Below are 23777 nucleotides of genomic sequence, written 5' to 3' on the forward strand. Positions count from 1 at the left end.
GTACAGGGAGATCCGCAGTTCGAGGAGAGTCATGAGCGAATCCAACGCCGAGCCCACCCGCAGTGCCGTCGACTCCGTCTTCGGGGCCGTCCGCGGGCTGGTCGACGAGGGCATCAACCGTCGGGTGGTCGTGCGCGACAGCAAGGACGACGTCGTGCTGGAGGTGCCGGTGGCTCTCGGTCTGGTGGCGGCGCTGGCCGCCCCGGTGGCCACGACGATCGGCGCGGGTGTCGCGCTGGTGGGCAAGTGCGACATCAAGCTGGAGGACCGCCGCAAGCCGGGTAGCCAGCCCGCGACGACGGTCGACGCCGAGCGGGTGTAACCGGCACGGGGGAGTCCACAGGGGACACGAGGGGCTGGTGCCGCGCAGGCACCGGCCCCTCGTCCGTTCACCGGGTCTGCTGCGGCAGCAGGACGGCGGACGGGTGCTCGGCGTCGTGGAATACCTCCACGGCGATCTTCCGCAGCTCCGCCGAGGAGCGCGCGGGGCCGCCGTCGCCGAGGTTCCTGGCGAAGCGCGGGAACGCCCCCGCCGACACCTGCACCCGGATCCGGTGCCCGCGGCGGAAGACGTGCGCGGTGGGGGACAGCGCGACGGCCACCTTCGTGGCGCCGTCCGGCCGCACCTTCACCAGGTCGTCGCAGATGTTCAGGGACTTGCCGCGCTCGTCCACGTCGCACAGCCGCACGAACAGGTCGCACGACGGCCGGTCCGCGCGCAGCCACACCTCCGCCGCGACCTCGCCGATCACCTCCACGTCGGCGTCGAGCACGCCGGAGGTGAAGACCAGGACGTCGTCGCGCACCTCCAGCTTCCGGTTGTCGACGGGACCGGCGCCGCGGTTCTCCAGCCTCGGCCCGCCCAGCGACGGCGTCGGGTCGGCCGGGTCGTAGGTGAACGACGTCGGCGCCGCCTGCGCGGCGGGGGCGGGACGGAGCGCGCCGCCGGGAGCCAGGTGCCAGCGCCGCGGCTCGTAGCCGGCGGGCGGCCACTGGTCGAAGTCGCGCCACTCGTCCACGCCCATCACGAACAGCCGCACCGGCGGTCTGCGCGGCGGCACGGCGCCGCGGGCGTGGGCGGCGGCCCAGCCGGTCGTGTCGCGCACCACGGCGGCCATCCCGCCGATGTGGGTGTGCCACCACGGCCCGATCGTCAGGTGCGCGTCGCGGCCCGCCTCCCGCAGCACCCGGAAGTCGCGCAGCTGGTCCGCGAGGAAGATGTCGTACCAGCCCGCGATCGAGCTGACCGGCACGGTCACGTCGCCGACGGTCGGCGAGTGGTCCTCGTCCTGCCAGAACGGGTCGTCCTGGTCGTGGTGCACGCAGTCCTGGTAGAACGGCCAGCGGTGGCCGAGGGCGGCCTGGTCGGCGTCGGTCAGGGGAAACGTCCGCATCGCCGCGTCGAGGCGCTTGCGGCCGGCGCCGAGCACGGTGCGCCAGAACGCGCCCGGCCGCTCCTGCGTCGCGGTGCTCACCGACCAGCCCAGCAGCGTCTCCATCTCGGTCCGGTCCTGGCGCAGGAAGGCGAGCGCCAGCCGGGACGACGTCACGTGCGGCACCATCGCCTTGACCTGCGCGGGAGCGTCGTGTGCGACGGCCCACTGGGTGTAGCCGAGGTAACTGCTGCCGGTCAGCAGCACGTCACCGGCCCACGGCTGGGCGGCGAGCCAGCGCAGCACGGACCGGCCATCCTCGCGCTCGTGCCGCATCGCGCGGAAGTCGCCGCCCGACCCGAACGTGCCGCGGCAGCTCACGGCGAGGACGTGCAGGCCGCGTTCGGCGAGCGCGCGTCCGTACAGCCAGTTCAGCGGACCTCTGCGGCCGTACGGCGTGCGCACCACGGCCGTGGGCGCACCGCTCGCCGGCGCGGTGCCGGCCGGCGCCCAGTGGTCCGCCAGCAGCGTCAGGCCGTCGTGGGTGGGGATGCGCAGATCCCGTTCCACGGTCACGTCGCGGGTCGTGGCGGGAGGCAGCTTCAGCAGCCGCTGCGCGAGCCGGCTCGCCGCCTTGGCCGGGAGGTCGAAACGAGGTCGTGTGCCCACGCTGATCTTCCTATCAGGACGGGACGAGGTCGGCGAGGCAGGAAGGTCTCATCCGGACGGTGGTGCCGCGAGGGGCAGCAGGGTGAAGAACTCGGCGGCGCGGCCGAGCTCCGCGACGGGGACGCGTTCGTCGGTCTGGTGGGCGAGGTTCGGGTCGCCGGGACCGCACAGCACGGTCGGCAGGCCGGTGCCGGGCTGCAGGACGGAGGCGTCGGAGAAGTAGCTGACCCCGGACAGCGCCGGCGGCCGGCCAAGGACGTCTTCGAGGACCTGCCGGGCGGTCCGCACCAGCGGTTCGCCGGGGTCCGTGCCGACCGCCGCGTAGTCGCCGGTCACCTTCACGTCGGCGTCGAATCCGGGCAGCGCGGCCGTGAGCTCGTCGAGCACCTCCCCGACGCGGGCCAGGACGGCGGCGTGGCCGAGGCCGGGCACGCTGCGGAGGTCGACCTGCGCGGTGCACAGGTCAGGAACGATGTTGACGACCGACCCGCCCCGGATCGTGCCGACGCTCGTCGTCGCGCCACCCAGCAGCGGGTCGGCCGCGTGACCGAGGTCGAGCCGGGTCAGGCGGTCGAGCAGAGCCGTCATGTGCGTGATGGCGTTGACGCCCTGGTCGGGCATGGAACCGTGGGCGGCCTTGCCGCGCGTCACGAGCTCCAGGAACAGGGCGCCCTTGTGGGCGACGACGAGGTCCAGGCCGGTCGGCTCCGCGATCACCAGCCCGCCGACGCCCTCCAGCACACCGGTGTCGCGCGCGGCACGGGCACCGGCGCAGTCGACCTCCTCACCGGCGGTGGCGAGGAAGTGCACGTCACCCGGAGGCCTGGTACCGGTGCGGGCGAGGGTGGCGATCCCGGCGAGCATCGCGGCGAGCCCGCCCTTCATGTCCACGGCGCCGCGTCCCCACAGCACGTCGTCCTCGTCGACCTCGGCCGCGTGCGGCGGGTGCGTCCACGGGGCGGTGCCCAGCGGGACGGTGTCGAGGTGCCCGCAGTACAGGAGCGGCGCCTGCTCGCCCCTGCCCGGCAGGACCAGGCGCAGGTTCGCGCGACCCTCGCCCACCGGCTGCAGGTCACCGGTCAGCCCGTGGGCGCGGGCGTAGGCGAGGGCGAGCTCCGCGGCCTCCCGTTCGTTGCCCGGCGGGTTGACCGTGTCGAGGCGCAGGAGCGCGCGGGTGAGGTCGAGGACCTCGGCGCGGTCGGGGAGGGGAGTGGGGGAGTCGCTCATGGTCTTCTCCTGTGCTCGGCGGACCGTGCAGGCGCATCATGGCCACACTTGGCCTGGTCGTGACACGGCCAAGTCGGAGGTGTTGGCATGGTGGGCCCTGACCGTCTCGCGACCCTGCTGGACCCGTGGCTGGCCGGCGGGGGAGCCACCTACGTCGCCGTGTCGCGGGGAGTCCGCGCCCTCGTGCTGGACGGACGGCTGCCGGACGGCACGCGCCTCCCGTCCGAACGCGCCCTCGCCGCGACGCTCGGGGTGAGCCGGACGACGGTCAGCGCCGCCTACGACCTGCTGCGCGGCGAGGGCTACCTGCGCAGCGCGCACGGCGCGGGCAGCCTGGTCAGCATTCCGGCGGCCCGCGTCCACCGGCCGGACGCCGGTCGGGAGGAGCCCGCCGGCGTGCTGGACCTGACGGTGGCCGCGCTGCCCGCCCCGGCCCGGCTGCTCGGCGCGGTGACGGCGGCCTCGGCGGACCTCCCGGCGCAGCTCGCCGGGCACGGCCTGCACCCGTTCGGGCTGCCCGCCCTGCGCGCCGCCGTGGCCCGCCACCTCACCGGCCGCGGGCTGCCGACCGGTCCCGAGCAGGTCATGGTCACCAGCGGGGCCCTGCAGGGCTGGAACCTCCTGGTCCGCGCCGTCTGCCGGCCGGGACGCCCGGTGCTGGTCGAGCAGCCCACCTACCCCGCCGTGGTGGACGCCCTGCGCGCCCACCACGTCCGCGCGGTGCCGCTCCCGGTCACGGCCGCCGGGTGGGACCGGCCGCCCGCCGGGATGTCCGCCGCCCACCTGACCCCGGACGGGCAGAACCCCACCGGGTTCGTCGCGGACGAGGCCGCCCGCCGCGAGGTCCTCGCCGGTCTGCGGGACGCGGTCGTCGCCGTCGACGAGACGTTCGCCGACCTGGTGCTCGACGGGCCCGTGCCGCCGCCGGCCGCGCTGCTGCGGCCCGACGTCGTCACGCTCGGGTCGATGAACAAGGCGTTCTGGGCCGGTCTCCGCATCGGGTGGGTCCGCGCCGATCCCGGGCTGCTGAACAGGCTCGCGCACGAGCGGGCGTCCGTCGACCTCGGCAGCCCCGTCCTGGACCAGCTGGTCGCGGTGCGGCTCCTCGACGACGCGGCGGCGATCCTGGCCGAACGCCGCGATCTGCTGCGCCGGTCCCGTGCCGCGCTCGAGGAGGCTCTGCGCGCCCGGCTGCCGGACTGGCGCTGGACCTCGCCGCGGGCGGGCATGGCGTTGTGGGTCGAGCTGCCCCGGCCGAGCGCGACCCGGCTGGCGGCCGCGGCGCTCGACCTGGGCCTGCGGATCACCGCCGGACCGCGCTTCGCCGTCGACGGCACGGCCGACCGGTGGCTGCGCGTGCCCTTCACGCTGCCGGCCGGTCGGGCGGACGTCGTCGCGGACCTGCTCCGGCAGGCGTGGGAACGCTCCTTCTCCTGGACGGGGCGGGATTCGCGGGCATCCCGGTGGACCGTCTGAACCGCTTCGGCTGTTCGCCGCCACCGGCGTTGCGCTGGTCGCCGCACCGTGTAGCGGGCCGTGCGTTCCGGACGAGTCAACCTCGGGGGAACCGTCCCCGTGAACCCGATCGCGAGGAGCAGCGCATGTCCTGGACCGTCCCGTCCGTCCGCGTGAAACCCCTGTGGCACAAGGCGGTGACCGCCGCGGCGGCAGCGTTGGTGTTGTCCGGGCCGGCGTTCTCCGGGGAGGTGGCCGGCACGGCGCACGCGGCGCCGCCACCGCAGTCGCACCTCTACACGCCGTCCAACAACGGGCGGGTGGACGTCGGCGAGTCCGTGCTGATCTCGGGCGGCGGATACGAGCAGACGGGTCCCGACGCGCTGACGGACTACCTCGTGTCCGTGGACGGCGGGACCACGTGGAACGCCGGGTACCGCACCGCCACCGTCGGGCTGGGCGGGGAGACCGGGATCATGCAGGCGTTGTGGGCGTACGAGTTCACGCCGCAGGAGCCCGGCGTCTACACGATCGTCAGCCGGGTCGACACCGCCACCGAACAGGGCCAGGTCTCCGCGCCGCGCACGGTGTACGTCGGCGTGCCCGCACCGACGCCGGGCGCCTGCTACCAGTGCACCTTCTACACCTACAGCCCCGTGTACGAGGAGTTCGAGAACCAGCGGGTGGAGCTGGGGCTGCGGTTCCGCGTCGACCGGCCGGGATCGGTGACCAGGATCGTCACCTCCTGGAACACGAACGAGGCGAGCCGGGTGCGGTTGTGGCGCGGTGACGGGACTTTGCTCGCCGACCGGCAGGTCTCCACCCCGTACGCCGAGCCGTTCACCACGCCCGTGCCCGTGGTGCCGGGGGAGGAGTACGTCGCGTCGTTCACGTCGTGGCGCGGCCGCTACCGGATCACCGAGAACCTGTTCACGGCCACGGTGGTGGCGGCGCCGTTCGTCCTGCCCGCGCACGCCGGTGTGTACAGCTACGACGACGGGTTCCCGACGCAGGCGTGGAACGACAGCCACTACTGGGTCACGCCCGAGTTCCAGTCCTGACCAGGCGGGGCCGGTGGACCCCGCCGCCGGCTCCCGCACGTCGTGCCGCTACAGCACGTTCAGCTTCCGGAACGCGTCGGACACCCGCATGCCGTCGCGCACCGCCCGCCGGAACTCCCCTTCGCCGCGGTTCTTCTCGGCGACGAGCGCGAGCACCTCCGCCTCGACCTCCCGCGGGATCACGCACACGCCGTCCGCGTCGCCGACCACCAGGTCGCCGGGGGCGATGACCACACCGTCCACGGTGATCGGCACGCCGTGCTCGACGATCTCGATGCGCCCCTTGCTGTCGTACGGCGTGGCGCCGCGGCTGAACACCGGGAAGCCCGACTCCAGCACCCGGGACACGTCGCGGATCAGGCTGTCGGTCACCGCGCCCGCCACCTCGGACGCCAGGCACGCCGTGGTCAGCAGCTCGCCCCAGACGCCGGAGGCGTTCGACCGGCCGGTGGCCAGCACGAAGACCGAACCGGACGGCAGGTCGTCCAGTGCGCGCAGCAGTCCCTCGTACGGCCGCTCGGGGTGCGTGTCCGTCGTCTCCACGGCGCGGACGGGGAAGGCACGGCCCACCACGGCGTCGGTCAGCGCGGTCGGCCTGATGTCCCAGCCGAGGCACTGCGACCGGTGCCCGACGGTGTCGAGGGCGTCGGCCGCCAAGGCGCTGCGCAGGGTGCGCCACTGCGCGCTCTCCGCCGTCTGAAATGCAGTCATGGTCCCTCTCCTGGTGGTCGTGGCTACTCGGCGGTGAAGGTCAGCCGCATCTCGTTGCGGTAGACCTCGCCCGGCCGCAGGACCGGCGACGGGAAGTGCGGCTGGTTGACGTCGTCGGGGAAGGCGGTCGTCTCGAGCGTCACGCCGGCGAACGGCGCGTAGTGCCCGAGGTCGCCCTTCGCCGTGTAGCCCGCGAGGTAGCCCCCGGCGTACAGGCAGAGGGCCCGCTGGTCGGTGGCGAGCTCGAGCCTGCGTCCGCTGCCGGGGTCGGTCAGGGTGCCGACGACCCGCATCCCGTCGCCGTCGAGCACCCAGCTGTGGTCGTAGCCCGCCGCCCCCGCGGCGACCCGTCCCGCGCCGGTGTTGGCGACGTCGCCGTTGCGCTCGCCGATCGTGCACGGCTTGCGGAAGTCGAACGGCGTGCCGGCCACCGACGCGATCTCGCCGGTGGGCAGCAGCTCGTCGTCGATCACGACGTAGTGCGAGGAGTGGAGCTGCAGCACGTGGTCCAGCACCGTGCCGGAGTCGTGGCCGGCGAGGTTCCAGTAGGAGTGGTGCACCAGGCGGACGATCGTGGCGCGGTCGGTGGTGGCGGTCATGGAGATGCCGAGCACGTTGCCGTCGAGGCGGTAGGTCACGCGGGTGGTGAGCTCGCCGGGGAAGCCCTCCTCGCCGTGCGGCGACACGCGGACGAACGTGACCGCCTCCTCGTCCTCGTGCCGGCGCGCGGACCACACGTGTTGGTCGAACCCGCGGGTGCCGCCGTGCAGGTGGTTGTTCCCCTCGTTGGTCGCGAGCCGGAACTCCTCGCCGTCGAGGGAGAACCGGCCCCTGGCGATGCGCCCGGCGTAACGCCCGGCGGTCGACCCCATGTAGTGCCGGTCGGTGAACGTGTCCTCCAGCGTGGCGCGGCCGAGCACGACGTCCGCCGGGGTGCCGTCGCGGTCCGGCGCGTGGAACTCGAGCAGGCGGGCGCCCAGGTCGGTGAGCAGGGCCGTGCACGTGTCGCTGCGCAGCGCGAACAGCTGGAGGGGATAGCCGTCGAGGGAGACCTCGGCGCTCGGTGGCATGTCGTGGCCTTTCCGGTCGGGGGAGAGGGTCAACGCCGTGCGGTGAGTCGTTCGACCAGCCGGGACAGGAAGCGCTGGCGGGCGGCGACCGTGGCGACCGAGCGCACGGTCCGGTTCCGCATCACGCGCTCGACGAGCGGTGTCCGCGCCGCTCCGCCACGTCGGGCGGCCGCCGCGCCGAACCTGTCCTCCAGCACGGCCGTCGCACCGTTGCGGCCCGGCGTGCCGGTCACGGCCCCACCGGGATGTGTGCCCGAGCCGCAGAGGTAGAGGCCGCGCAACGGTGACCGGTAGCCGCCCGCGCCGGCGACCGGGCGGTCGGCGAACAGCTGGCCCGCCTTCATCGCGCCGTGGTAGATGTTGCCGCCCGCCAGCCCGTACTCCCGCTCGTAGTCCTGCGGGGTGAGCGTGACCGCGGCCGTGATCGTGTCGCGGATGCCGGGGGCGTAGGTCTCGAGCACCGAGATGACCTTGTCCTGGAACAGGTGCCGCTGTTCGTCCCAGGTGGACTCGGCGAGCGTGAACGGGGTCTGCTGGACGCCGGTGGTGATGATGTGCCTGCCCCGCGGGGCGACGGAGTCGTCGTGGACGCTCTGGATCACGAACTCGATCGGGAAGTCGTCGGCGATCCGGCCCTGCTCCTGCGCCTCGCCGGCCCGCACGAACGCGTCCACGTCGGCGCCCAGCATCGTGAGGCCGCGGTGTTCCGGTCCCTCGCCGACGGACCCGGACGTGAACTGCGGAAGCCGGTCCACGGCGAGGAAGACCCGCGACATGGCACCGCGGACGTCGTACTCCTCGAGGCTCGTGACGAGCTCCGGTGGCAGTGCCGCGCTGTCGACGAGCTTGAGGTACGTCGTCCTGGGATCGGCGTTGGACAGCACGACGTCGCAGGAGATCTCTTCGCCGTCCGCGGTGACGACGCCGGTGACGCGCCCGTCCCGGGAGAGGATCCGCGCGACCGCGGTCTCGGTGCTGATCTCCACGCCCTTGGCCTGAGCCCGCCGGGCGAGTGCTCCCGCGATCGCGCCCATACCGCCCCGGGGGAAGGCGAACTGGCCCATGTGGCCGTCGTGCTCACCGGTGGCGTGGTGCGCGTAGACGTACGCCCACCCCGGCGTCCGGGGCCCGCCCCACACGCTGACGGTCCCGGTGAACGCCACCAGCCCCTTCACGATGTCAGCGGTGAAGTACTTGTCGACCAGGGACTGCATGCTCAGCGTGAAGAAGTCCTCGTACAGCCCGCGTTCGCCCTCCTTCTCGAACGTCTCGACGACCTCGGCCATCGACGGGGGATCGGTGGTGAGCAACCACTGGTCGGTGATCCTGGCCAGCCGTTGCAGCTGCAGGCCGAAGTTCATGAAGCGCTCGGACTCGCCGCGCTTGACGCGTTCGAGCTCCCGCAGCGTGGCGCTGACGTCGTTGTAGGTGAACAGGTGCTGCCCGTCGCGCCACAGGTTGCTGGTGCTCGCGTCCGTTTGGTAGAAGCGCAGCCCGAAGTCGCCGAGCCCCATCTCCGCCAGGATCCGCGGGTGGAGGAAACCCGAGACGTACGAACAGGAGGAGACGTGGTAGCCGGGGATGAGCTCCTCGGTGACCGTCGCGCCGCCGATCAGGTCCCGGCGTTCGAGCACCCGGACCGACAGCCCGGCGTCGGCGAGGTAGTTCGCGGCGACCAGGCCGTTGTGGCCGGCACCGATGATCACCGCGTCAGGCCTGGACATGGGGCTCCCTGATTTCGTCCGAAGTGGACACCGCCGCCCGGCGCCTGCGTCCGATCGTCGCGTAGGCGAGCACGCCCAGGACGATGAACCCGAGCAGCCCCACGCCGACCTGTCCGGGGTTCTGGTAGACCATCGTCCCGATGATCACGGCCGACCAGACGATCGCGACCGCGTACCAGAAGTTGCCGTTGCGCAGCACGTACGGGCGTTCGGGCAGGTTGTGCTTCAGCCGCGCGCGCAGGCCGACGACCAGGGCCACCAGGTACGAGAGCGCCCAGGTGACCGCGAGGATCGCGGCGAGCACCGTGACCAGGCTGCTGTAGAGCGTGATGGCGAACGCGAGCACGCCCGAGACGATCACGCCGTTGACCGGGATCTGCTCGCGGTTGAGCTTGCGCAGCCAGGCCGAGCCGGCGAAGGCGCCGTCACGGGCCTGGGCCCACAGCACCCGCGCACCGGCGAGCTGCAGGATCATGCCGTTCACCAGCAGCGACAGCACCGCCGCCACCTCCAGCGCCTCGCCGAGCGGGGTGCCGATCACCGAGGAGAGGATGTACTTCACGGGCGAGGTGCTCTCGACGACGCCGCTGACCGACGGGACGCCGAGCATCAGCAGCAGGATGACGACGCTGCCGATCACCAGGGCGGCGACGTTGGCGCGGACGGCCTGCTTCGGCACCTGGCGCGAGGCGTCGTGGGTCTCCTCGCCGGCGGTGCCGCTGACGTCGAAGCCGGAGACGATGAAGGCCGCGAGCAGCGTCGAGTAGAGCAGCGGCAGGACGATCGAGCCCGTGGACACGCCGCCGTCGGTGACGAGGAAGCCCAGCGACTGGTGCTGCCGGCCGAAGAACAGGTAGGCGACCAGGCAGCCCACCGTGATGACCGCGGCCGAGATCAGCTCCGCGGCCACGCCGACGTTGTTGATCATCGCGACGACCCGCACGCTCAGCAGGTTCACGAGCGACGTGACGAGGATGAGCACCCCGCTGATGCCGACGAGCTGCCAGTGGCTCAGGTCCTCGAAGCCGAACCACGCTGCGATCAGCGGGGTCAGGCCGATCGTGCCCAGCGCGAGCGACGAGATGTGGGCGAACTGGATCATCCACCCCGTCTGCCACCCGAGGAACCGGCCGGCCTGCTTCGTCACCACCTGGTAGACGCCGCCCGCGAGGGGGTAGGCCGAGGTCAGCTCCGCGATGCAGAACGCCACCACGCACTGCAGCGCCGTCGCGCCGGCGAAGGTCCACAGCATCAGCGGGCCGACCTGGCCGAAGCCGACGGTCAGCGCGATGAAGATGGCGCCGGAGAAGCAGATCGTCGAGAACTGGATCGCGAAGCTGGACAGTCCGCCCAGCGCGCGCTTGAGCTGTGGTTCGTAGCCGAGCTGTTCGAGCTTGGCGTCCTCGGCGGCGTCTGACTCCCGCTCGGTCCCCTGCGGCGGGGACGCGGGACGGACGTTGTCTTTCATGAACGTCTCCCAACTGCACGGGCTCGTCGTTGCGTTGGTGGACGAAGGTAAGAGGTCTCATGGTGAGAGTCAACACTGTTGCATCTGATGAGACAGTTGCGGTGACCTGCAATTGATCGCGGGCGGGCATCCAATGGTTTCGGATGAGGGAGGTTCATTCCGAATAGTTGAACTCCCGCGCGTCTTCTTCCGTCAAACGGAACGTCGATCTACTCTGTGAAGGTGTCTGAAACACCTCTTGGTGACGCCGCGGCCGACTCCGCGGTGGTCGGTTCCGAACGCGTCCTCACCGCGCTGGCCGTGCTCGCGCAGGAGCCCGCCGGCATCTCGCTCGACGACCTGAGCCGGCGGCTGAAGAGCTCCAAGCCGACCGTGCACCGCGCGCTGGCCTCGTTGCGGCGCATGGGTTTCGCGGCGAAGCAGGGGCGCGGCCACTACGTGCTGGGCGACGAGTTCCTGCGCCTCGCGTTCGCCCACCACGCGGCGCGGCCGGACCACATGCGGGTCCAGTCGGTGCTCGCGGCGCTGGCGAGCCGGTTCCAGGAGACCGCGCACTACGCTGTGTTGGACGGCCGGTCCGTCGTCTACCGGGCGAAGGTCGACCCGAGCGCGGGCGCCATCCGGCTCTCGTCGGTCATCGGCGGCCGCAACCCCGCGCACTGCACCGCCGTGGGCAAGCTCCTGCTGTCGGTGAAGCTGCCCGACGAGGCGGCGGTCGCGGACTGGATCGCCGGCGGGCCCGCGCTGGAGAAGCGCACCGAGCAGACCAAGACCACCGCGCCCGAGCTGGCGGCCGAGCTCGCCGCCATCCGTGAGCAGGGCTACAGCTCCGAGGACCAGGAGAACGAGCTCGGGGTCAGCTGCCTCGCCGTGCCCGTCTACCTCGACGCCGGCCCGCACCCGAGCGGCGCGGTCAGCATCAGCGCGGTCAACTACCGGACGCCGCTGGCCCGCCTGGTCGCGTCCCTGGAGGAGGTCCGCTCGATCGTCGGGCCGATCGCCGTGCCGGTCCGCTGAGTTCTGAGACGGCACTAGTCTCATCCTGTGCACAGGTGAGCCGCTCACCGGGAAGAGGGTCGAGATGTCGCAGGCGCTGGAGCGGGGGCTGGACGTCCTCGAGGTCCTGGCGGTCAAGGGCGCGGCCAGGGTCTCCGACGTCATGACGAGCCTCGGCGTCTCGCGCGCGACGGCGTTCCGGATCATGGTGGCGCTGGAGACCCGCGGCTACGTCGAGCACCTGCCGGACAGCCCGCTGTGGAAGCTCGGCCCTGCGGTCGCCGAGCTGGCGGCGACGCTCGACTCGACGTTCATCACCCAGATCGCCGCGCCCGCGCTGGCCGACCTGCGGGCGACGAGCCTGGAGACGGTCAACCTGGCGTTGTTGCAGCGCAACCGCATGGTGTGGGCCGCGTCGGTGCCGAGCGCCCACTCGCTGCGCCACGCCGTGACGGTCGGCGACACCGTCCCCGTGCACACCACCGCCGTCGGGAAGGCGCTGCTCACCGCGCTGCCGAGGGACGAGTGGGCCCGCCTGCTCGGCCCGGAGCCGTTCCCCGCCGTGACGCCGCACTCCCGGCGGACGTACGACGCCGTGGCCAGGGACGTGGAGGACGGCCTGCGGCGCGGGTGGTCGCTCGACAACGAGGAGTCCGAGCTCAGCGGCATCTGCGTCGCCGCGCCGATCGTGGGCAGGGACGGCCGGCCGGTGGCCGCGATCTCGGTCTCCTCGGTGGCCGGGCGGCTGCCGGACGACGAGCGCGACAAGGTCGGCGACTCCGTGGTCCGGTGGTGCCGCCAGATCTCGGACGAGCTGGCGAAGATGCGGTCGCAACCGGCCTCGTGAGTCCATCCGGACGCACCCCGCGACGGGGGGTGTCTCGTGCTGCGCCTAGGTCGCTGTCTCATACCGTGCAATACTCCAGTCTCACTCAGTGAATGATTTCATCTGGAGGTGACCGATGGCGGAGACGTCAAGGCGACTCGCCGGCCGCACCGCTCTCGTCACCGGCGCCGGCCGGGGCATCGGCGAGGCGATCGCCCGCCGGTTCGGTGCCGAGGGCGCCCGTGTCGTGTGCGTCGACCTCAGCCCGGACAGCGCCGAACGGACGGCCGACGCCATCGGTGAAGCCGGCGGCGAGGCGATCTGCCTGGGCATCGACGTGCGGCGGGCCGACGAGATGATCGGGTTCGCGGCGGACCACTACGGCCGGCTCGACGTGCTCGTGGCCAACGCCGCCCACCAGGTCATGGGCTCGCTCGACGTCACCGGGCCCCTGGAGTGGGACGCGATGTACGAGGTCAACGTCAAGGCCGTCGCCGGGTCGGTGAAGGCGGCGCTGCCGCTGCTGCGCGCGGCGGGTGGTGGCTCGATCGTCCTGGTCTCGTCGGTCCTGGGCCTCACCGGCGACCGCGACCTGCCGATGTACGGCGCCACGAAGGGCGCGCTGCGGGCGCTCTGCCGGTCGATCGCGGCCGCGCACGGGCCCGAGAACATCCGCTGCAACACCATCTGCCCCGGCGACGTCGACACCGAGATGGTGCGCGAGTTCTTCGACTTCCAGCCCGACCCCGCGGCGAGCAGGGCCGAGATCGAGCGGAAGTACCCGCTGCGCCGCCTCGCGCAGCCGGCCGACGTCGCCGGAGCCGCGCTCTTCCTCGCCTCCGACGACGCCGCCTACGTCTCCGGCGTCGACCTGGTCGTCGACGGCGGTCTGCTCGCCAACGTCTACTGACCCGGCCGGGTGACCTCCTCCAGCACGTCGAGGAGGTGCCGGTAGGGCTTGCCGGTGGCGCGGCGCATGCCCAGCTCGCAGGTGCGGTTCACCGACACGTACGCGTCGGCCGCGGCCATCCCGCGCACCTCGACGGCTTCCGCGCTGGTCGCGGCGGCGGTGAGCTCCGGGTGCAGCAACCCCCGGTCGCCCGCGAACGCGCAGCACCCCCAGTCGTCCGGAACGACGACCTGCTCGGCGACGGCCGCGGCCACCCGCGTGAGGGCGGCGTCCAGTCCGAGCTGGACGGACGAGCAGGTCGGGTGGACGACCACCGAGCCCAACCGTCTCGGTGCGGGCAGGCGCGGCAGCACCTCGCGGTCGACGAAGCCCACGGCGTCGACCACCTCCACACCGTCGAGCAGCCCGGTCAGCCCCTCGGTGCAGGACGTGGCGTCGACCACGACCGGCAGCCGGCCGTCCTCGGTCGCCTCGCGCAGCGCGGGAACGACCTTCGCCCGCATCGCCGCGTGCCCGTCGGTGAGCCCCTTGGACTTCCACGGGGTGCCGCAGCACAGCGACCCGATCCCGTCCGGAACGCGGACGGCGATCCCGGCGCGGTCGCACAGCGCCAGGAAGGCGTCCTGGGTCCCGGAGTCGAACATGGTCGAGATGCAGGCGGGGAAGTAGACGGCGACGGGCTCGGGGGCGGCCAGCGGACGGCGTCGGCGGCCGCCCCGAGGCAGGTCCGGTGACCACGCGGGCACCGCACCCGAGACCCGGCGTCCGGCCGCGGTGACCGCCGTGGAAAGCCGAGGAGGCATGGACGCCGCCGCGGTCAGAGCGGCCGACGCGAGGCGGGTGGTCGCGTTCCAGTGCCGTGCCGCCGTGGTCCAGCCGCGCCGGTCGAGGCGGCCGGTCCGCTCGGCGCGCAGGCGACGGGTCAGGTCGCCGGTGTCGATCAGGACGGGACAGGCCGTGCCGCACAGGCCGTCGACCGCGCACGTGTCGACGCCGTCGTACTCGAAGTCGGCTTCCAGCTCGCGTTGCAGAGCCGCGTTCCCCGCCTGTCTCGCCCGCGCGATCTCCCGCCGCAGCACGATCCGCCGCCGGGGTGTGGTGGTGAGGTCCTTGCTGGGGCAGACCGGCTCGCAGTAGCCGCACTCGACGCACCGGTCGACCTCGGCCTCGACGGCGGGCGTCGACTTCAGGTGCCGGACGTGGGCCTCGGGGTCGTCGGTGAGCAGGACACCGGGGTTGAGCAGGCCCGCCGGGTCGAGCAGGTGCTTGACTTCCCGCATCACCCGGTAGAGCTCGTCGCCGTACTGGCGGCGGACGAACGGCGCCATGATCCGGCCGGTGCCGTGCTCGGCCTTGAGCGTGCCGCCGTGCCCGAGCACCAGCTCGACCAGGTCCTCGGTGAACGCGACGTAGCGCTCGGTCGCGCCCAGCCGGTCGAAGTCCTCGGTCAGCATGAAGTGGAGGTTGCCGTCCTTGGCGTGCCCGAAGATCACGCTGCCGTCGTAGCCGTGCTGCGCGAACAAGGCGATCAACGACGTGCAGGTGGGCAGCAGCCGGTCGACGGGAACCGCGACGTCCTCCAGCAAGGCGCTGGTGCCAGGCGGCCGGGCACCGGCGACGGCGGCGTAGAGGCCTTTGCGGATGTGTCGCAACGCGTCCCGTTCGGCGGCATCACTGCTGAACACGGCCGGTTCGGTGAGGGGGAGGCCGGAGAGGACCGGTGCCGCGTCCGCCAGTCGTGCGGCGAGGTCGAGGACGGTCGGTTCCTGGAACTCGGCGAGCAGCGCGGCGTGCTCGTCCACGACGAGGGCGCGCAGGCCCGCGCCGGCCCGCGGATCGTGCTGGGCGACGCGCAGGCTGGTGGCGTCGAGCAGTTCGATCGTCGCGAGACCGGTGGCGACCAGCGCGGGCAGTGCGGCGGTGGCCGCGGCGAGGTCGGGGAAGAGCAGCAGGCCGGCGGCGGCGTGCGGGCGGATCGGGACCGTGCGGAACGTGGCCTCGGCGACGAACGCGAGCGTGCCCTCGCTGCCGATCACCAGGCGTGCCAGGACGTCGACCGGCCGGGTGTGGTCGAGGAACGCGTTGATCCCGTACCCCATGGTGTTCTTGATCGAGAACAGCCGCCGCACGGTCGCGGCCGACGCCGGGTCGTCGCGCACCCGGTCGCGCAGCCGGGCGAGGCCCTCGTGTAGCGCCGGTTCCCGGACGCGCAGGAGTTCGTCCGCGTCGGGTGCGCCGGTGTCGACGACGGTGCTGCTCGGCAGCACCAGCACGGCGGACTCGAGCGTGCGGTAGGTGTTGTGCTCGGTGCCGCAGGCCATGCCGCTCGAGTTGTTGGCGACGACCCCGCCGATCGTGCACGCCGACTCGCTGGACGGGTCGGGACCGAGCACGCGGCCGTGCCGGGCGAGCCGCAGGTTGACCGACCGGACGGTGGCGCCGGGCTGGACCCGCACGCGGGCGCCGTCGTCGAGGACCTCGACCGCGCGGAAGTGCCGGCGGGTGTCGACCAGCACGCCGTCGGCGGTGGCCTGGCCGGAGAGGCTCGTGCCGCCGGAGCGGAACGTCAGCGGCACCCGCCGGTCCGCGGCGACGCGCAGCAACGCCGCCACCTCCGCCGCGTCCCGGGGTGTCACGACGGCCCGCGGGGTCAGCAGGTAGTGCGACGCGTCGTGTGCGAAGGCCAGGCGGTCGGAGATCCTGGCCGTGACGGCACCGGGGACCGCTTTCTCCAGTGCCGCGACGAGATCCGCCTCGGGGGACAGCGCGTCAGTGCGACTCACGGCTCACCGCCGAGCCGGTCGGGCCGAGCAGGAAGTCGAGGTCGGCACCGGTGTCGGCCTGCCGCACGTGGTCGACGTAGAGCCGTTCCCAGCCACGGCGGGGGTTCGCGAAGGCCGCGGTCATCGCCTCACTCGCCTCGCGCCGCGCCAGTTCGTCGGCCGGGACCTCCAGGTCGATCCGGCGGGCGGCGACGTCGAGGGAGATGATGTCGCCGGTCCGCACCAGCGCGAGCGGGCCACCCGCCGCGGCCTCCGGAGCCACGTGCAGCACCACCGTTCCGTACGCGGTGCCGCTCATCCGGCCGTCGCAGACGCGGACCATGTCGCGCACGCCCTGTTCGAGCAGCTTCTTCGGCAGCGGCATGTTCGCCACCTCCGGCATGCCGGGATAGCCCTTGGGGCCGCAGCCGCGCAGCACCAGCACCGAGTCGGCGTCCACGTCGAGGTCCGGGTCGTCGACGCGGGCGTGGAAGTCCTCGATCGAGTCGAACACCAGCGCCCTGCCGCGGTGCCGCAGCAGGTGCGGGGACGCCGCGGCCGGTTTGACCACGGCGCCGTCAGGGGCGAGCGAGCCGCGCAGGACCGCGATGCCCGCCTCGGCGATCAGCGGGTCCGCCCGGCCGCGGATGACCTCCGGGTCCCAGATCGGCGCGTCGCCGAGGTGGTCCACCAGCGGCTTGCCGGTGACCGTCAGCGCGGACGGGTCGAGCAGGTCGCGGACCTCGCGCAGCACGGCGTGCAGCCCGCCCGCGCGGTGGAAGTCGTCCATCAGGAAGCGCCCGGCCGGCTGCAGGTCGACGAGCAGCGGCACGTGCGAGCCGATGCGGTCGAAGTCGTCGAGGGTCAGGTCGACGCCCAGCCGTCCGGCGATCGCGAGCAGGTGCACGACGGCGTTCGACGAGCCGCCGATGGCCGCGAGGGCGACGATCGCGTTGTGGAAGGACGCCTTGGTCAGCCATGTGCTGGGCCGCCGGTCGGCGGTGACGAGCTCGACCGCGAGCCTGCCCGTGTGGTGGGCGCCCTCCAGCAGGCGGCTGTCCGGAGCCGGGGTGCCGGCGAGTCCGGGCAGGACGGTGCCCAGCGCCTCGGCGAGCAGGCCCATCGTGGAGGCGGTGCCCATCGTGTTGCAGTGGCCGCGGCTGCGGATCGTCGCGGACTCGGACCGGACGAAGTCGTCCTGCGACAGCGTTCCGGCGCGGACCTCCTCGGACAGCCGCCACACGTCGGTGCCGCAGCCGAGCGGCACGCCGCGGAACGTGCCGGTGATCATCGGGCCGCCCGGCACGACCACCGCCGGGAGGTCGACCGACGCGGCGGCCATCAGCAGCGAAGGGATGGTCTTGTCGCAGCCGCCGAGCAGCACGACGCCGTCGACCGGGTTGGCCCGGAGCATCTCCTCCGTGGCCATCGCGGCCATGTTGCGCCACAGCATCGCGGTGGGCCGGACCTGCGTCTCGCCGAGCGACACCACCGGCAGCTCGAGCGGGATGCCGCCGGCCTCGTAGACGCCGTTCTTCACCGACCGCGCCACCTCGGTGAGGTGCGCGTTGCACGGCGTCAGGTCGGACGCGGTGTTCGCGATGGCGATGTGCGGCCGCCCGGTGAAGGCGCTGTCCGGCAGACCCCGGCGCATCCAGGCGCGGTGGATGTACGCGTTGCGGTCGTCCCCGCCGTACCACTGGCTGCTGCGAAGCTCGGTCACGAGGCCACTTCCAATAATCAGAACGATGGGCTAACTTTTGGAATATGGCGAAGCGTACGGGAGAGAGTGCCGCCGCGTCATCACCTGTGCCGGCCACCGAGGAGGCCTTCGGGCTGGGGGAGGGACCGGTCTGGGACGCCCGCGGCGGAAAGCTGTTCTGGGTCGACATCGTCCGTCGTCAGGTCTGCCGCGGCCGGTTCGACGGCGACCACCTGGTGGTCGAGAAGCGGCTCGGGTTCGCGGGTCTGGTCGGCGCGGTCTGCGTCGGCGAGGACGGGTCGCTGCTGGTCGCCGAGCAGGAGAGCCTGGTGCTGGTGCGCCCCGGCTGCGAACGCCTGGTCGGGCCGCGCGTGGTGCCGGCCGGCGAGCACCGGCGGCTCAACGACGGCAAGTCCGACCCGGCCGGGCGGTTCCTGGTCGGGACGCTCTGCCTGGCGGGCGCCTCCGAGCGCGAGACCCTGGTCAGGCTGGAGCCCGGCGGCGAGCTCACCGTCCTCGACGACGACCTGACGTTGTCCAACGGCCTCGCCTGGTCCACCGACGGCGCGCTGATGTTCAGCGTCGACACCCTGCGCCGCACCGTGCACGTCCGCGACTACGAGCCGCTCGGGCCGCGGCGCACGTTCGTGACCCTCGACGACGGCTACCCCGACGGCATCGCGATGGACGCCGCCGACCACCTGTGGGTGGCGGTCTGGGGCGCGGGGGAGGTGCGCCGGTACGACCCGCGGGGCACCTGCGTCGAGCGGGTCGCCGTCCCCGCCCCGCACACGTCCAGCGTCGCGTTCGCGGACGACGACCTGCGCCGCCTCGTGATCACCACCGCGACCGAGGAGCTCACCGAGCAGCAGCGGCTCGACTTCCCCGACTCCGGCCGCGTCTTCACGACGCGCGTCGACGTTCCCGGTCACCCGGTGCCGGCCTGGTCCGGCACCACTCACCTCTGGAGCTCCTGAGATGTACCTGATGCGCATCGGTCCCGCCGGCGCCGAGAAGCCCGTCGCCAAGGTGAGCGAGACGGAGTACGTCGACCTCTCCGACGTCGTCGCCGACTTCGACGAGGCGTTCTTCGGTGCCGGCGCCGACCGGATCGCCCCCGTCGTCGCCGAGCGCGTCGCGGCCGGCCGGACCACGCCGTTCGCCGGGGAGCGGATCGGCGCGCCGATCGCCCGGCCGCACCAGATCCTCTGCATCGGCCTCAACTACCGCGACCACGCCGCCGAGACCGGCCAGGCCGTGCCGGACGAGCCGATCCTGTTCACCAAGTCGCCGAACACGCTGGTCGGCCCGGACGACGACGTGCGCATCCCGCGCGGCTCGACCAAGACCGACTGGGAGGTCGAGCTCGGGGTCGTGATCGGCAGGCGCACCAGCTACCTCGGCTCGGTGGAGGAGGCCCGCGCCGCCATCGCCGGGTTCGTGGTGGTCAACGACGTCAGCGAGCGCTCGTTCCAGCTGGAGCGCGGCGGCCAGTGGAGCAAGGGCAAGTCGGCGGAGACGTTCAACCCGGCCGGCCCCTGGCTCGTCACCCCCGACGAGGTCGACGACGTGCTGGGCCTCGACATGTGGCTCGACGTCAACGGCGAACGCCGCCAGACCGGCAACACCAGGACGATGGTCTTCGACCCGTACTTCATCGTCCACCACCTGAGCCAGTTCATGGTCCTGGAGCCCGGCGACCTGATCAACACCGGCACCCCGCCCGGCGTCGGCATGGGCTTCGACCCGCAGATCTGGCTGCGGCCGGGCGACGTGGTGGAGCTCGGCATCCAGGGCCTGGGCAGCCAGCGCCAGCAGGTCGTCGGCCCCAGGACCACCGCATGAACGACCTCCAGTCCCTCGCCGCCCTCGTCACCGGCGGCGCGAGCGGCATCGGCGCCGCCACCGCCTCGGCCCTGCGCTCGCGCGGCGCCCTGGTGGCCGTCCTCGACCGCGACGTGACCGGTGTCCCGCCCGACGTGCTGGCCCTGACCTGCGACATCACCGACGGCGATGCGGTGACGCGAGCCGTCACCGCCGCCGCCGAGCGCCTGGGCGGCCTCGACATCGTGGTGAACAACGCCGGGGTCGGCGCCACCGGCGACGTGAGCGAGAACGACGAGGAGGAGTGGGCCCGAGTCCTGGACGTGAACGTCACGGGCACCGCCCGCGTGTCCAGCGCCGCCCTGCCGCACCTGCGCCGGTCCGCGCACCCGGTGATCATCAACATGTGCTCGGCGGTCGCGTTCGTGGGCGTCCGGCAGCGGGCGTTGTACAGCGCGAGCAAGGGAGCGGTGCTGGCGCTCACCCTCGCCATGGCCGCGGACCACGTGGCCGACGGCATCCGCGTCAACGCGGTCGCGCCCGGTACCGCCGACACGCCCTGGGTCGGGCGGTTGCTGGAGGCCGCGCCGGACCCGGTCGCGGCGGAGGCGGCGCTGCGGGCGCGGCAGCCGATCGGGCGGCTGGTCACGGCGGAGGAGATCGCGCACGCGGTGGCGTCGCTGGCCTCGCCGTTGGCAGGGTCGACCACGGCGGTCGTGCTCCGGGTGGACGGCGGGATGACGGCGTTGAGGATGTGAGGGCTGGAAGCACGCGGCGTGGCAGACCTCAGCTGCAGCCGGTCGTCTCACCTTCCGGCGGCGCCGCCTGAAGGTCTGCGTTGTCAGACGTCCGAGCGAAGTGGAACCATCCTTCAACTTGGAATTCTTCTTCCACTTCTCTAGGCTTCGCCCGTGACCGAAGCCGCTCCGCCCCTGCGCCGCGACGCCGAGCGCAACCGGCAGCTGCTGCTGCGGACGGCGTTCGAGCTGATGGCGGTCCGGGGGCTGGACGTCTCGTACGAGGACATCGCGCGCGCCGCCGGCACCGGGATGGGCACGATGTACCGCCGCTTCCCGCAGCGCCAGGACCTGCTGGACGCCCTGTTCAGCGAGCACGTCGACCTGGTGGTCGGCTTCGCCGAGCAGGCGTGCGCCGGGGACGACGCGTGGGCCGGGCTGGCCTGGTTCCTCGAACGGCAGCTCGAGGTCGAGGCGCGGAGCCGGGGTCTCGGGGAGCTGTTGCGCGGGCGGAACCAGGCCACCGCGCTGGTGCAGCGGGCGCACGAGCGGATGACACCGCTGGTGGCCGGGCTGATCGAGCGGGCCGTCCTGGCGGGGCAGCTGCCGGCCGGGGCGACACCGGCCGACTTCGCCGCGGTGCACGTGATGGTGGGCAGCGTCATGGACGCTTCCCGCGGTCACGAGCTGTGGCGGCGTGCGCTGCGGATCGCGCTGGCGGGGCTTCGGCACGCCGACCTCGACGGTGACACGCCGGACCAGGCGGTCATCGGCGACCTCTACCACGACCGGACGAGACGAAGGCCCAGCACATGACGGCACTGCCCGACGACCTGATCGCCGTTCTCCACGACAAGGCGATCTGCTTCGTCACCACGCTCATGCCCGACGGGTCGCCGCAGATCTCCCAGACCTGGGTGGGCACCGACGGCGAGCACGTCCTCATCAACACCGTGGACACCCACCAGAAGACGCGCAACCTCCGCCGCGACCCGCGCATCGCCATCGGCATCGCCGACCCCGCCGCGCCGTCCCGGTACTGGGCGCTGCGCGGCAGTGTCGTGGACGTCAGCACCGACGGCGCCCGCGAGAACATCGACGAGCTGTCCCGGAAGTACCTGGGGCGGCCCTATCCCGGGTTCGGCGGCGGCGAGCGCGTCCTGCTCACCGTCAAGGTCGACCGGGTGCACACGCCCTGACGCGCTGTCAGGTCGTCGTCCGGCAGGGCTGGAGCATCGCCTCGAGCTCCACCCTGGCGATCTGCCGGCGGAACTCGCCGCGGTGGGAGACGTCGCCGGCGTCGTGCATCGTGTCGGTCAGCCGGACGGCGGCCTGCTGGCGGTTCCAGATGTGCCGCAGGCAGGTGTCGGAGTACTCGTCGAGCAGCCGCGCGTCGCCCGACGAGCGCTGCTCGACCACCGCGCTGGCCAGGGTCTCCGCGTCGTGCAGCGCGAGGCTCATGCCCTCGGCGCTCATCGGCGAGATGAGGTGCGCCGCGTCGCCGAGCAGGTACAGCTTGCCGTAGCGCATCGGGCTGAACACGACGCCGCGCAACGGCACGACCTGCTTGGTGGCGATGGCACCGGTCTTCACCGGGCCGCCGAACCGTTCCGCCAGCTCGCTCCAGATCCGCTCGTCCGGCCACTGCTCGACCGTGTCGGTCACCGGGCACTGCAGGTACACGCGGCTCCTGCCGGGACCGCGGGTGATCTGCGCCGAGAACCCGCGCGAGTGCACCGCCATGACCGCGGCGGGATCCGCGCCGACCTCCGCCAGGACGCTGAGCCAGGCGTAGCCGAACTCGTGCGTGTCGCCGCGGAGCACGTCGGCGGGCACGGACCTCCTGCTGACGCCGTGGAAACCGTCGGCGCCGGCGACGAGGTCGCAGCCGATCGTCCTGGTCGTGCCGGTGGTGTCGCGGTAGCGGACGAGCGGTGCGTCGACCACGTTCTCCAACGCCACGTCGGCCGCTTCGTGGCGGAGGTCGCCGCCCTCGCGGAGGAAGATCCGGGTGAGGTTGGCGACGAGCACCTGCTGCGGGCAGAAGACCGACTCGTCGCCGTCCTCGTCGCCCCCGTACTTCCAGTACCGCGTCTCGCCCTCGACGAGCAACGGCAGCGCCGTCTCGTCCGAGAGGTGGCTGGGTGCGCCCGCGAAGGCTTCTTCCAGTCCCCATTTCCGGAACCGGCGCACGCCACCGGCCCCGAGGGAACCGGCGCGCTGCCGCTGCGCGACGTGCTCGCGGCTGTGCTTCTCCACGATCACGCAGCGGATTCCGCCGCGCTGCAGGAAGGTGCCGAGCGCGAGCCCGGCGACACCGCCACCCACGATGACGACGTCGGTGTGGTCGTGCTGTTCGTCCATGTCCATCGCATCTCTGTGCTCGGTCGTTCAGGTACGTCCTCCACACTGGACTTCCCAGAGGCGGCGGCCCACCGGGATCAGGACAGTGGATGATGGAAACCCGCCAACCTCACGAGCGCTGGAGACCGGCCTGGTAGCGGCCGGGCGTCTGGCCGGTCACCGAGCTGAACGCGTCGATGAAGCTCGACGGGTTCGACCACCCGCACGCGATCGCGGTGTCGGTGACGGAGACGCCGTTGGTGAGGTGGATGAGGGCGTGGTGCACGCGCAGGACCGTGCGCCAGCGGTGGAAGCTCATGCCCAGCTCGGTGTCGAACAGGCGGCTGAGCGTCCGTTCGCTCGCGCCCGCCAGGCGGCCGAGGTCGGTCAGCGTCGACGCGCGGCCCGGATCGGCGTGCAGGAGGTCGGTCACCGCCCGCAGCCGCGGGTCGCGCGGCTCCGGCAGGTGCAGGGACAGCTCTGGCGTCTCGGCCAGCTCGTCGATCACGACGGCGCGCAGCCGGGCGTGCGCCCCCGGACGGGACTCCGGCCGGTCGGTCAGCGCCAGCACCGCCTCCCGCAGCAACGGGCTGACCGCGACCACGCTCGGGTGCGGGACGAGCGCGCCGCACAGCTCGGCGGGGATGATGACCAGCCGCACGTCGGTCCGGCCGTAGAAGCGGTGCGAGTGCTCGAACCCCGGCGGCGTCCAGGTGGCGCGGGTGGCCGGTGCCACCCACGTGCCCCGCTCGGTCGACGTGGCGAACGCCCCGGACGCGGCGTAGACCAGCTGCCCGTCGGCGTGGGTGTGGGCGTCGACGTGGTAGCCGTGGTCGAGCCAGCCGCCACCGCTGGAGGTGGTCTTGGGGTGGCTGGTTTCCGGCATCAGGCCTGAGGTTACCGGCGAACGTGCCTCGTC

At 72.7% G+C, this 23777-nt stretch carries 21 protein-coding genes; 11 read left to right on the plus strand and 10 right to left on the minus strand.

Annotated features, from left to right (window positions below):
- Positions 1-31: 31 nt before the first annotated feature.
- Complete coding sequence (locus tag ACFWV3_RS00675) at positions 32-322, plus strand: DUF4342 domain-containing protein (RefSeq protein ID WP_382406662.1); 291 nt, start codon at positions 32-34, stop codon at positions 320-322.
- A 67-nt stretch (positions 323-389) separates the two neighbouring features.
- On the opposite strand, the gene ACFWV3_RS00680 is transcribed toward ACFWV3_RS00675, so the two are convergent.
- A complete protein-coding gene (locus tag ACFWV3_RS00680; protein ID WP_382406664.1) occupies positions 390-2042 on the minus strand; it encodes a CocE/NonD family hydrolase in 1653 nt (550 codons plus the stop codon).
- Positions 2043-2090: 48 nt separating this feature from the next.
- On the minus strand, positions 2091-3269 hold the full coding sequence (locus ACFWV3_RS00685) for a M20 family metallopeptidase (RefSeq protein ID WP_382406666.1): 1179 nt from the start codon (positions 3267-3269) through the stop codon (positions 2091-2093).
- Between the two features lie 87 nt (positions 3270-3356).
- Between ACFWV3_RS00685 and ACFWV3_RS00690 the strand changes: the two genes are divergently transcribed.
- Both ACFWV3_RS00690 and ACFWV3_RS00695 read left to right on the plus strand, forming a co-directional pair.
- Positions 3357-4745: a PLP-dependent aminotransferase family protein gene (locus ACFWV3_RS00690; protein ID WP_382406668.1), complete on the plus strand. Its 1389-nt coding sequence runs from the start codon at positions 3357-3359 to the stop codon at positions 4743-4745.
- A 125-nt stretch (positions 4746-4870) separates the two neighbouring features.
- On the plus strand, positions 4871-5785 hold the full coding sequence (locus ACFWV3_RS00695; RefSeq protein ID WP_382406670.1) for a DUF4082 domain-containing protein: 915 nt from the start codon (positions 4871-4873) through the stop codon (positions 5783-5785).
- Positions 5786-5833: 48 nt separating this feature from the next.
- Here ACFWV3_RS00695 and ACFWV3_RS00700 read toward each other — a convergent pair whose 3' ends face one another.
- The 4 genes from ACFWV3_RS00700 to ACFWV3_RS00715 are packed head-to-tail and all read right to left on the minus strand — an operon-like array spanning position 5834 to position 10758.
- A complete protein-coding gene (locus tag ACFWV3_RS00700; protein ID WP_382406672.1) occupies positions 5834-6496 on the minus strand; it encodes an RraA family protein in 663 nt (220 codons plus the stop codon).
- Positions 6497-6519: 23 nt separating this feature from the next.
- Complete coding sequence (locus ACFWV3_RS00705; protein ID WP_382406674.1) at positions 6520-7566, minus strand: aldose epimerase family protein; 1047 nt, start codon at positions 7564-7566, stop codon at positions 6520-6522.
- 29 nt (positions 7567-7595) lie between these two features.
- Entirely contained in the window at positions 7596-9290 is a 1695-nt protein-coding gene (locus tag ACFWV3_RS00710) for a phytoene desaturase family protein (protein WP_382406676.1), read from the minus strand.
- The gene (locus ACFWV3_RS00715) at positions 9277-10758 is read right to left on the minus strand and encodes an APC family permease (RefSeq protein ID WP_382406678.1); all 1482 of its coding nucleotides are present in this window, start codon (positions 10756-10758) and stop codon (positions 9277-9279) included. The genes ACFWV3_RS00710 and ACFWV3_RS00715 overlap by 14 nt, the downstream gene beginning before the upstream one ends.
- Positions 10759-10980: 222 nt before the next feature.
- On the opposite strand from ACFWV3_RS00715, the gene ACFWV3_RS00720 reads away from it, so the two are divergent.
- The 3 genes from ACFWV3_RS00720 (at position 10981) to ACFWV3_RS00730 (ending at position 13490) form a co-directional block, all read left to right on the plus strand.
- Positions 10981-11775, plus strand: coding sequence for an IclR family transcriptional regulator (locus ACFWV3_RS00720; protein WP_382406680.1), 795 nt, complete (start codon positions 10981-10983; stop codon positions 11773-11775).
- 64 nt (positions 11776-11839) lie between these two features.
- A complete protein-coding gene (locus tag ACFWV3_RS00725; protein ID WP_382406682.1) occupies positions 11840-12601 on the plus strand; it encodes an IclR family transcriptional regulator in 762 nt (253 codons plus the stop codon).
- A gap of 115 nt (positions 12602-12716) precedes the next feature.
- Complete coding sequence (locus tag ACFWV3_RS00730; protein WP_382406685.1) at positions 12717-13490, plus strand: SDR family NAD(P)-dependent oxidoreductase; 774 nt, start codon at positions 12717-12719, stop codon at positions 13488-13490.
- On the opposite strand, the gene ACFWV3_RS00735 is transcribed toward ACFWV3_RS00730, so the two are convergent.
- Positions 13484-16273: an FAD-binding and (Fe-S)-binding domain-containing protein gene (locus ACFWV3_RS00735; protein WP_382406687.1), complete on the minus strand. Its 2790-nt coding sequence runs from the start codon at positions 16271-16273 to the stop codon at positions 13484-13486. The genes ACFWV3_RS00730 and ACFWV3_RS00735 overlap by 7 nt on opposite strands.
- On the minus strand, positions 16260-17975 hold the full coding sequence (locus ACFWV3_RS00740; RefSeq protein ID WP_382406689.1) for an IlvD/Edd family dehydratase: 1716 nt from the start codon (positions 17973-17975) through the stop codon (positions 16260-16262). Before ACFWV3_RS00740 ends, ACFWV3_RS00735 begins: the two co-directional genes overlap by 14 nt.
- A 44-nt stretch (positions 17976-18019) precedes the next feature.
- Between ACFWV3_RS00740 and ACFWV3_RS00745 the strand changes: the two genes are divergently transcribed.
- The 5 genes from ACFWV3_RS00745 (at position 18020) to ACFWV3_RS00765 (ending at position 21714) form a co-directional block, all read left to right on the plus strand.
- Positions 18020-18931, plus strand: coding sequence for an SMP-30/gluconolactonase/LRE family protein (locus ACFWV3_RS00745; protein ID WP_382406691.1), 912 nt, complete (start codon positions 18020-18022; stop codon positions 18929-18931).
- A gap of 1 nt (position 18932) precedes the next feature.
- The gene (locus tag ACFWV3_RS00750; protein ID WP_382406693.1) at positions 18933-19799 is read left to right on the plus strand and encodes a fumarylacetoacetate hydrolase family protein; all 867 of its coding nucleotides are present in this window, start codon (positions 18933-18935) and stop codon (positions 19797-19799) included.
- Positions 19796-20536: an SDR family NAD(P)-dependent oxidoreductase gene (locus ACFWV3_RS00755; RefSeq protein WP_382406695.1), complete on the plus strand. Its 741-nt coding sequence runs from the start codon at positions 19796-19798 to the stop codon at positions 20534-20536. Before ACFWV3_RS00750 ends, ACFWV3_RS00755 begins: the two co-directional genes overlap by 4 nt.
- Before the next feature lie 153 nt (positions 20537-20689).
- Positions 20690-21331 carry a TetR/AcrR family transcriptional regulator gene (locus ACFWV3_RS00760; RefSeq protein ID WP_382406697.1) on the plus strand — a complete coding sequence of 214 codons (642 nt, stop codon included), beginning with the start codon at positions 20690-20692 and terminating at the stop codon, positions 21329-21331.
- Entirely contained in the window at positions 21328-21714 is a 387-nt protein-coding gene (locus tag ACFWV3_RS00765) for a TIGR03618 family F420-dependent PPOX class oxidoreductase (protein ID WP_382406699.1), read from the plus strand. Before ACFWV3_RS00760 ends, ACFWV3_RS00765 begins: the two co-directional genes overlap by 4 nt.
- 7 nt (positions 21715-21721) lie before the next feature.
- On the opposite strand, the gene ACFWV3_RS00770 is transcribed toward ACFWV3_RS00765, so the two are convergent.
- Both ACFWV3_RS00770 and ACFWV3_RS00775 read right to left on the minus strand, forming a co-directional pair.
- Complete coding sequence (locus tag ACFWV3_RS00770; RefSeq protein WP_382406701.1) at positions 21722-22879, minus strand: 4-hydroxybenzoate 3-monooxygenase; 1158 nt, start codon at positions 22877-22879, stop codon at positions 21722-21724.
- A gap of 109 nt (positions 22880-22988) precedes the next feature.
- Positions 22989-23744 carry an AraC family transcriptional regulator gene (locus tag ACFWV3_RS00775; RefSeq protein WP_382406703.1) on the minus strand — a complete coding sequence of 252 codons (756 nt, stop codon included), beginning with the start codon at positions 23742-23744 and terminating at the stop codon, positions 22989-22991.
- Positions 23745-23777 lie beyond the last annotated feature (33 nt).

This window comes from Lentzea sp. NPDC059081 (assembly GCF_042738015.1).
Classification (GTDB): domain Bacteria; phylum Actinomycetota; class Actinomycetes; order Mycobacteriales; family Pseudonocardiaceae; genus Lentzea.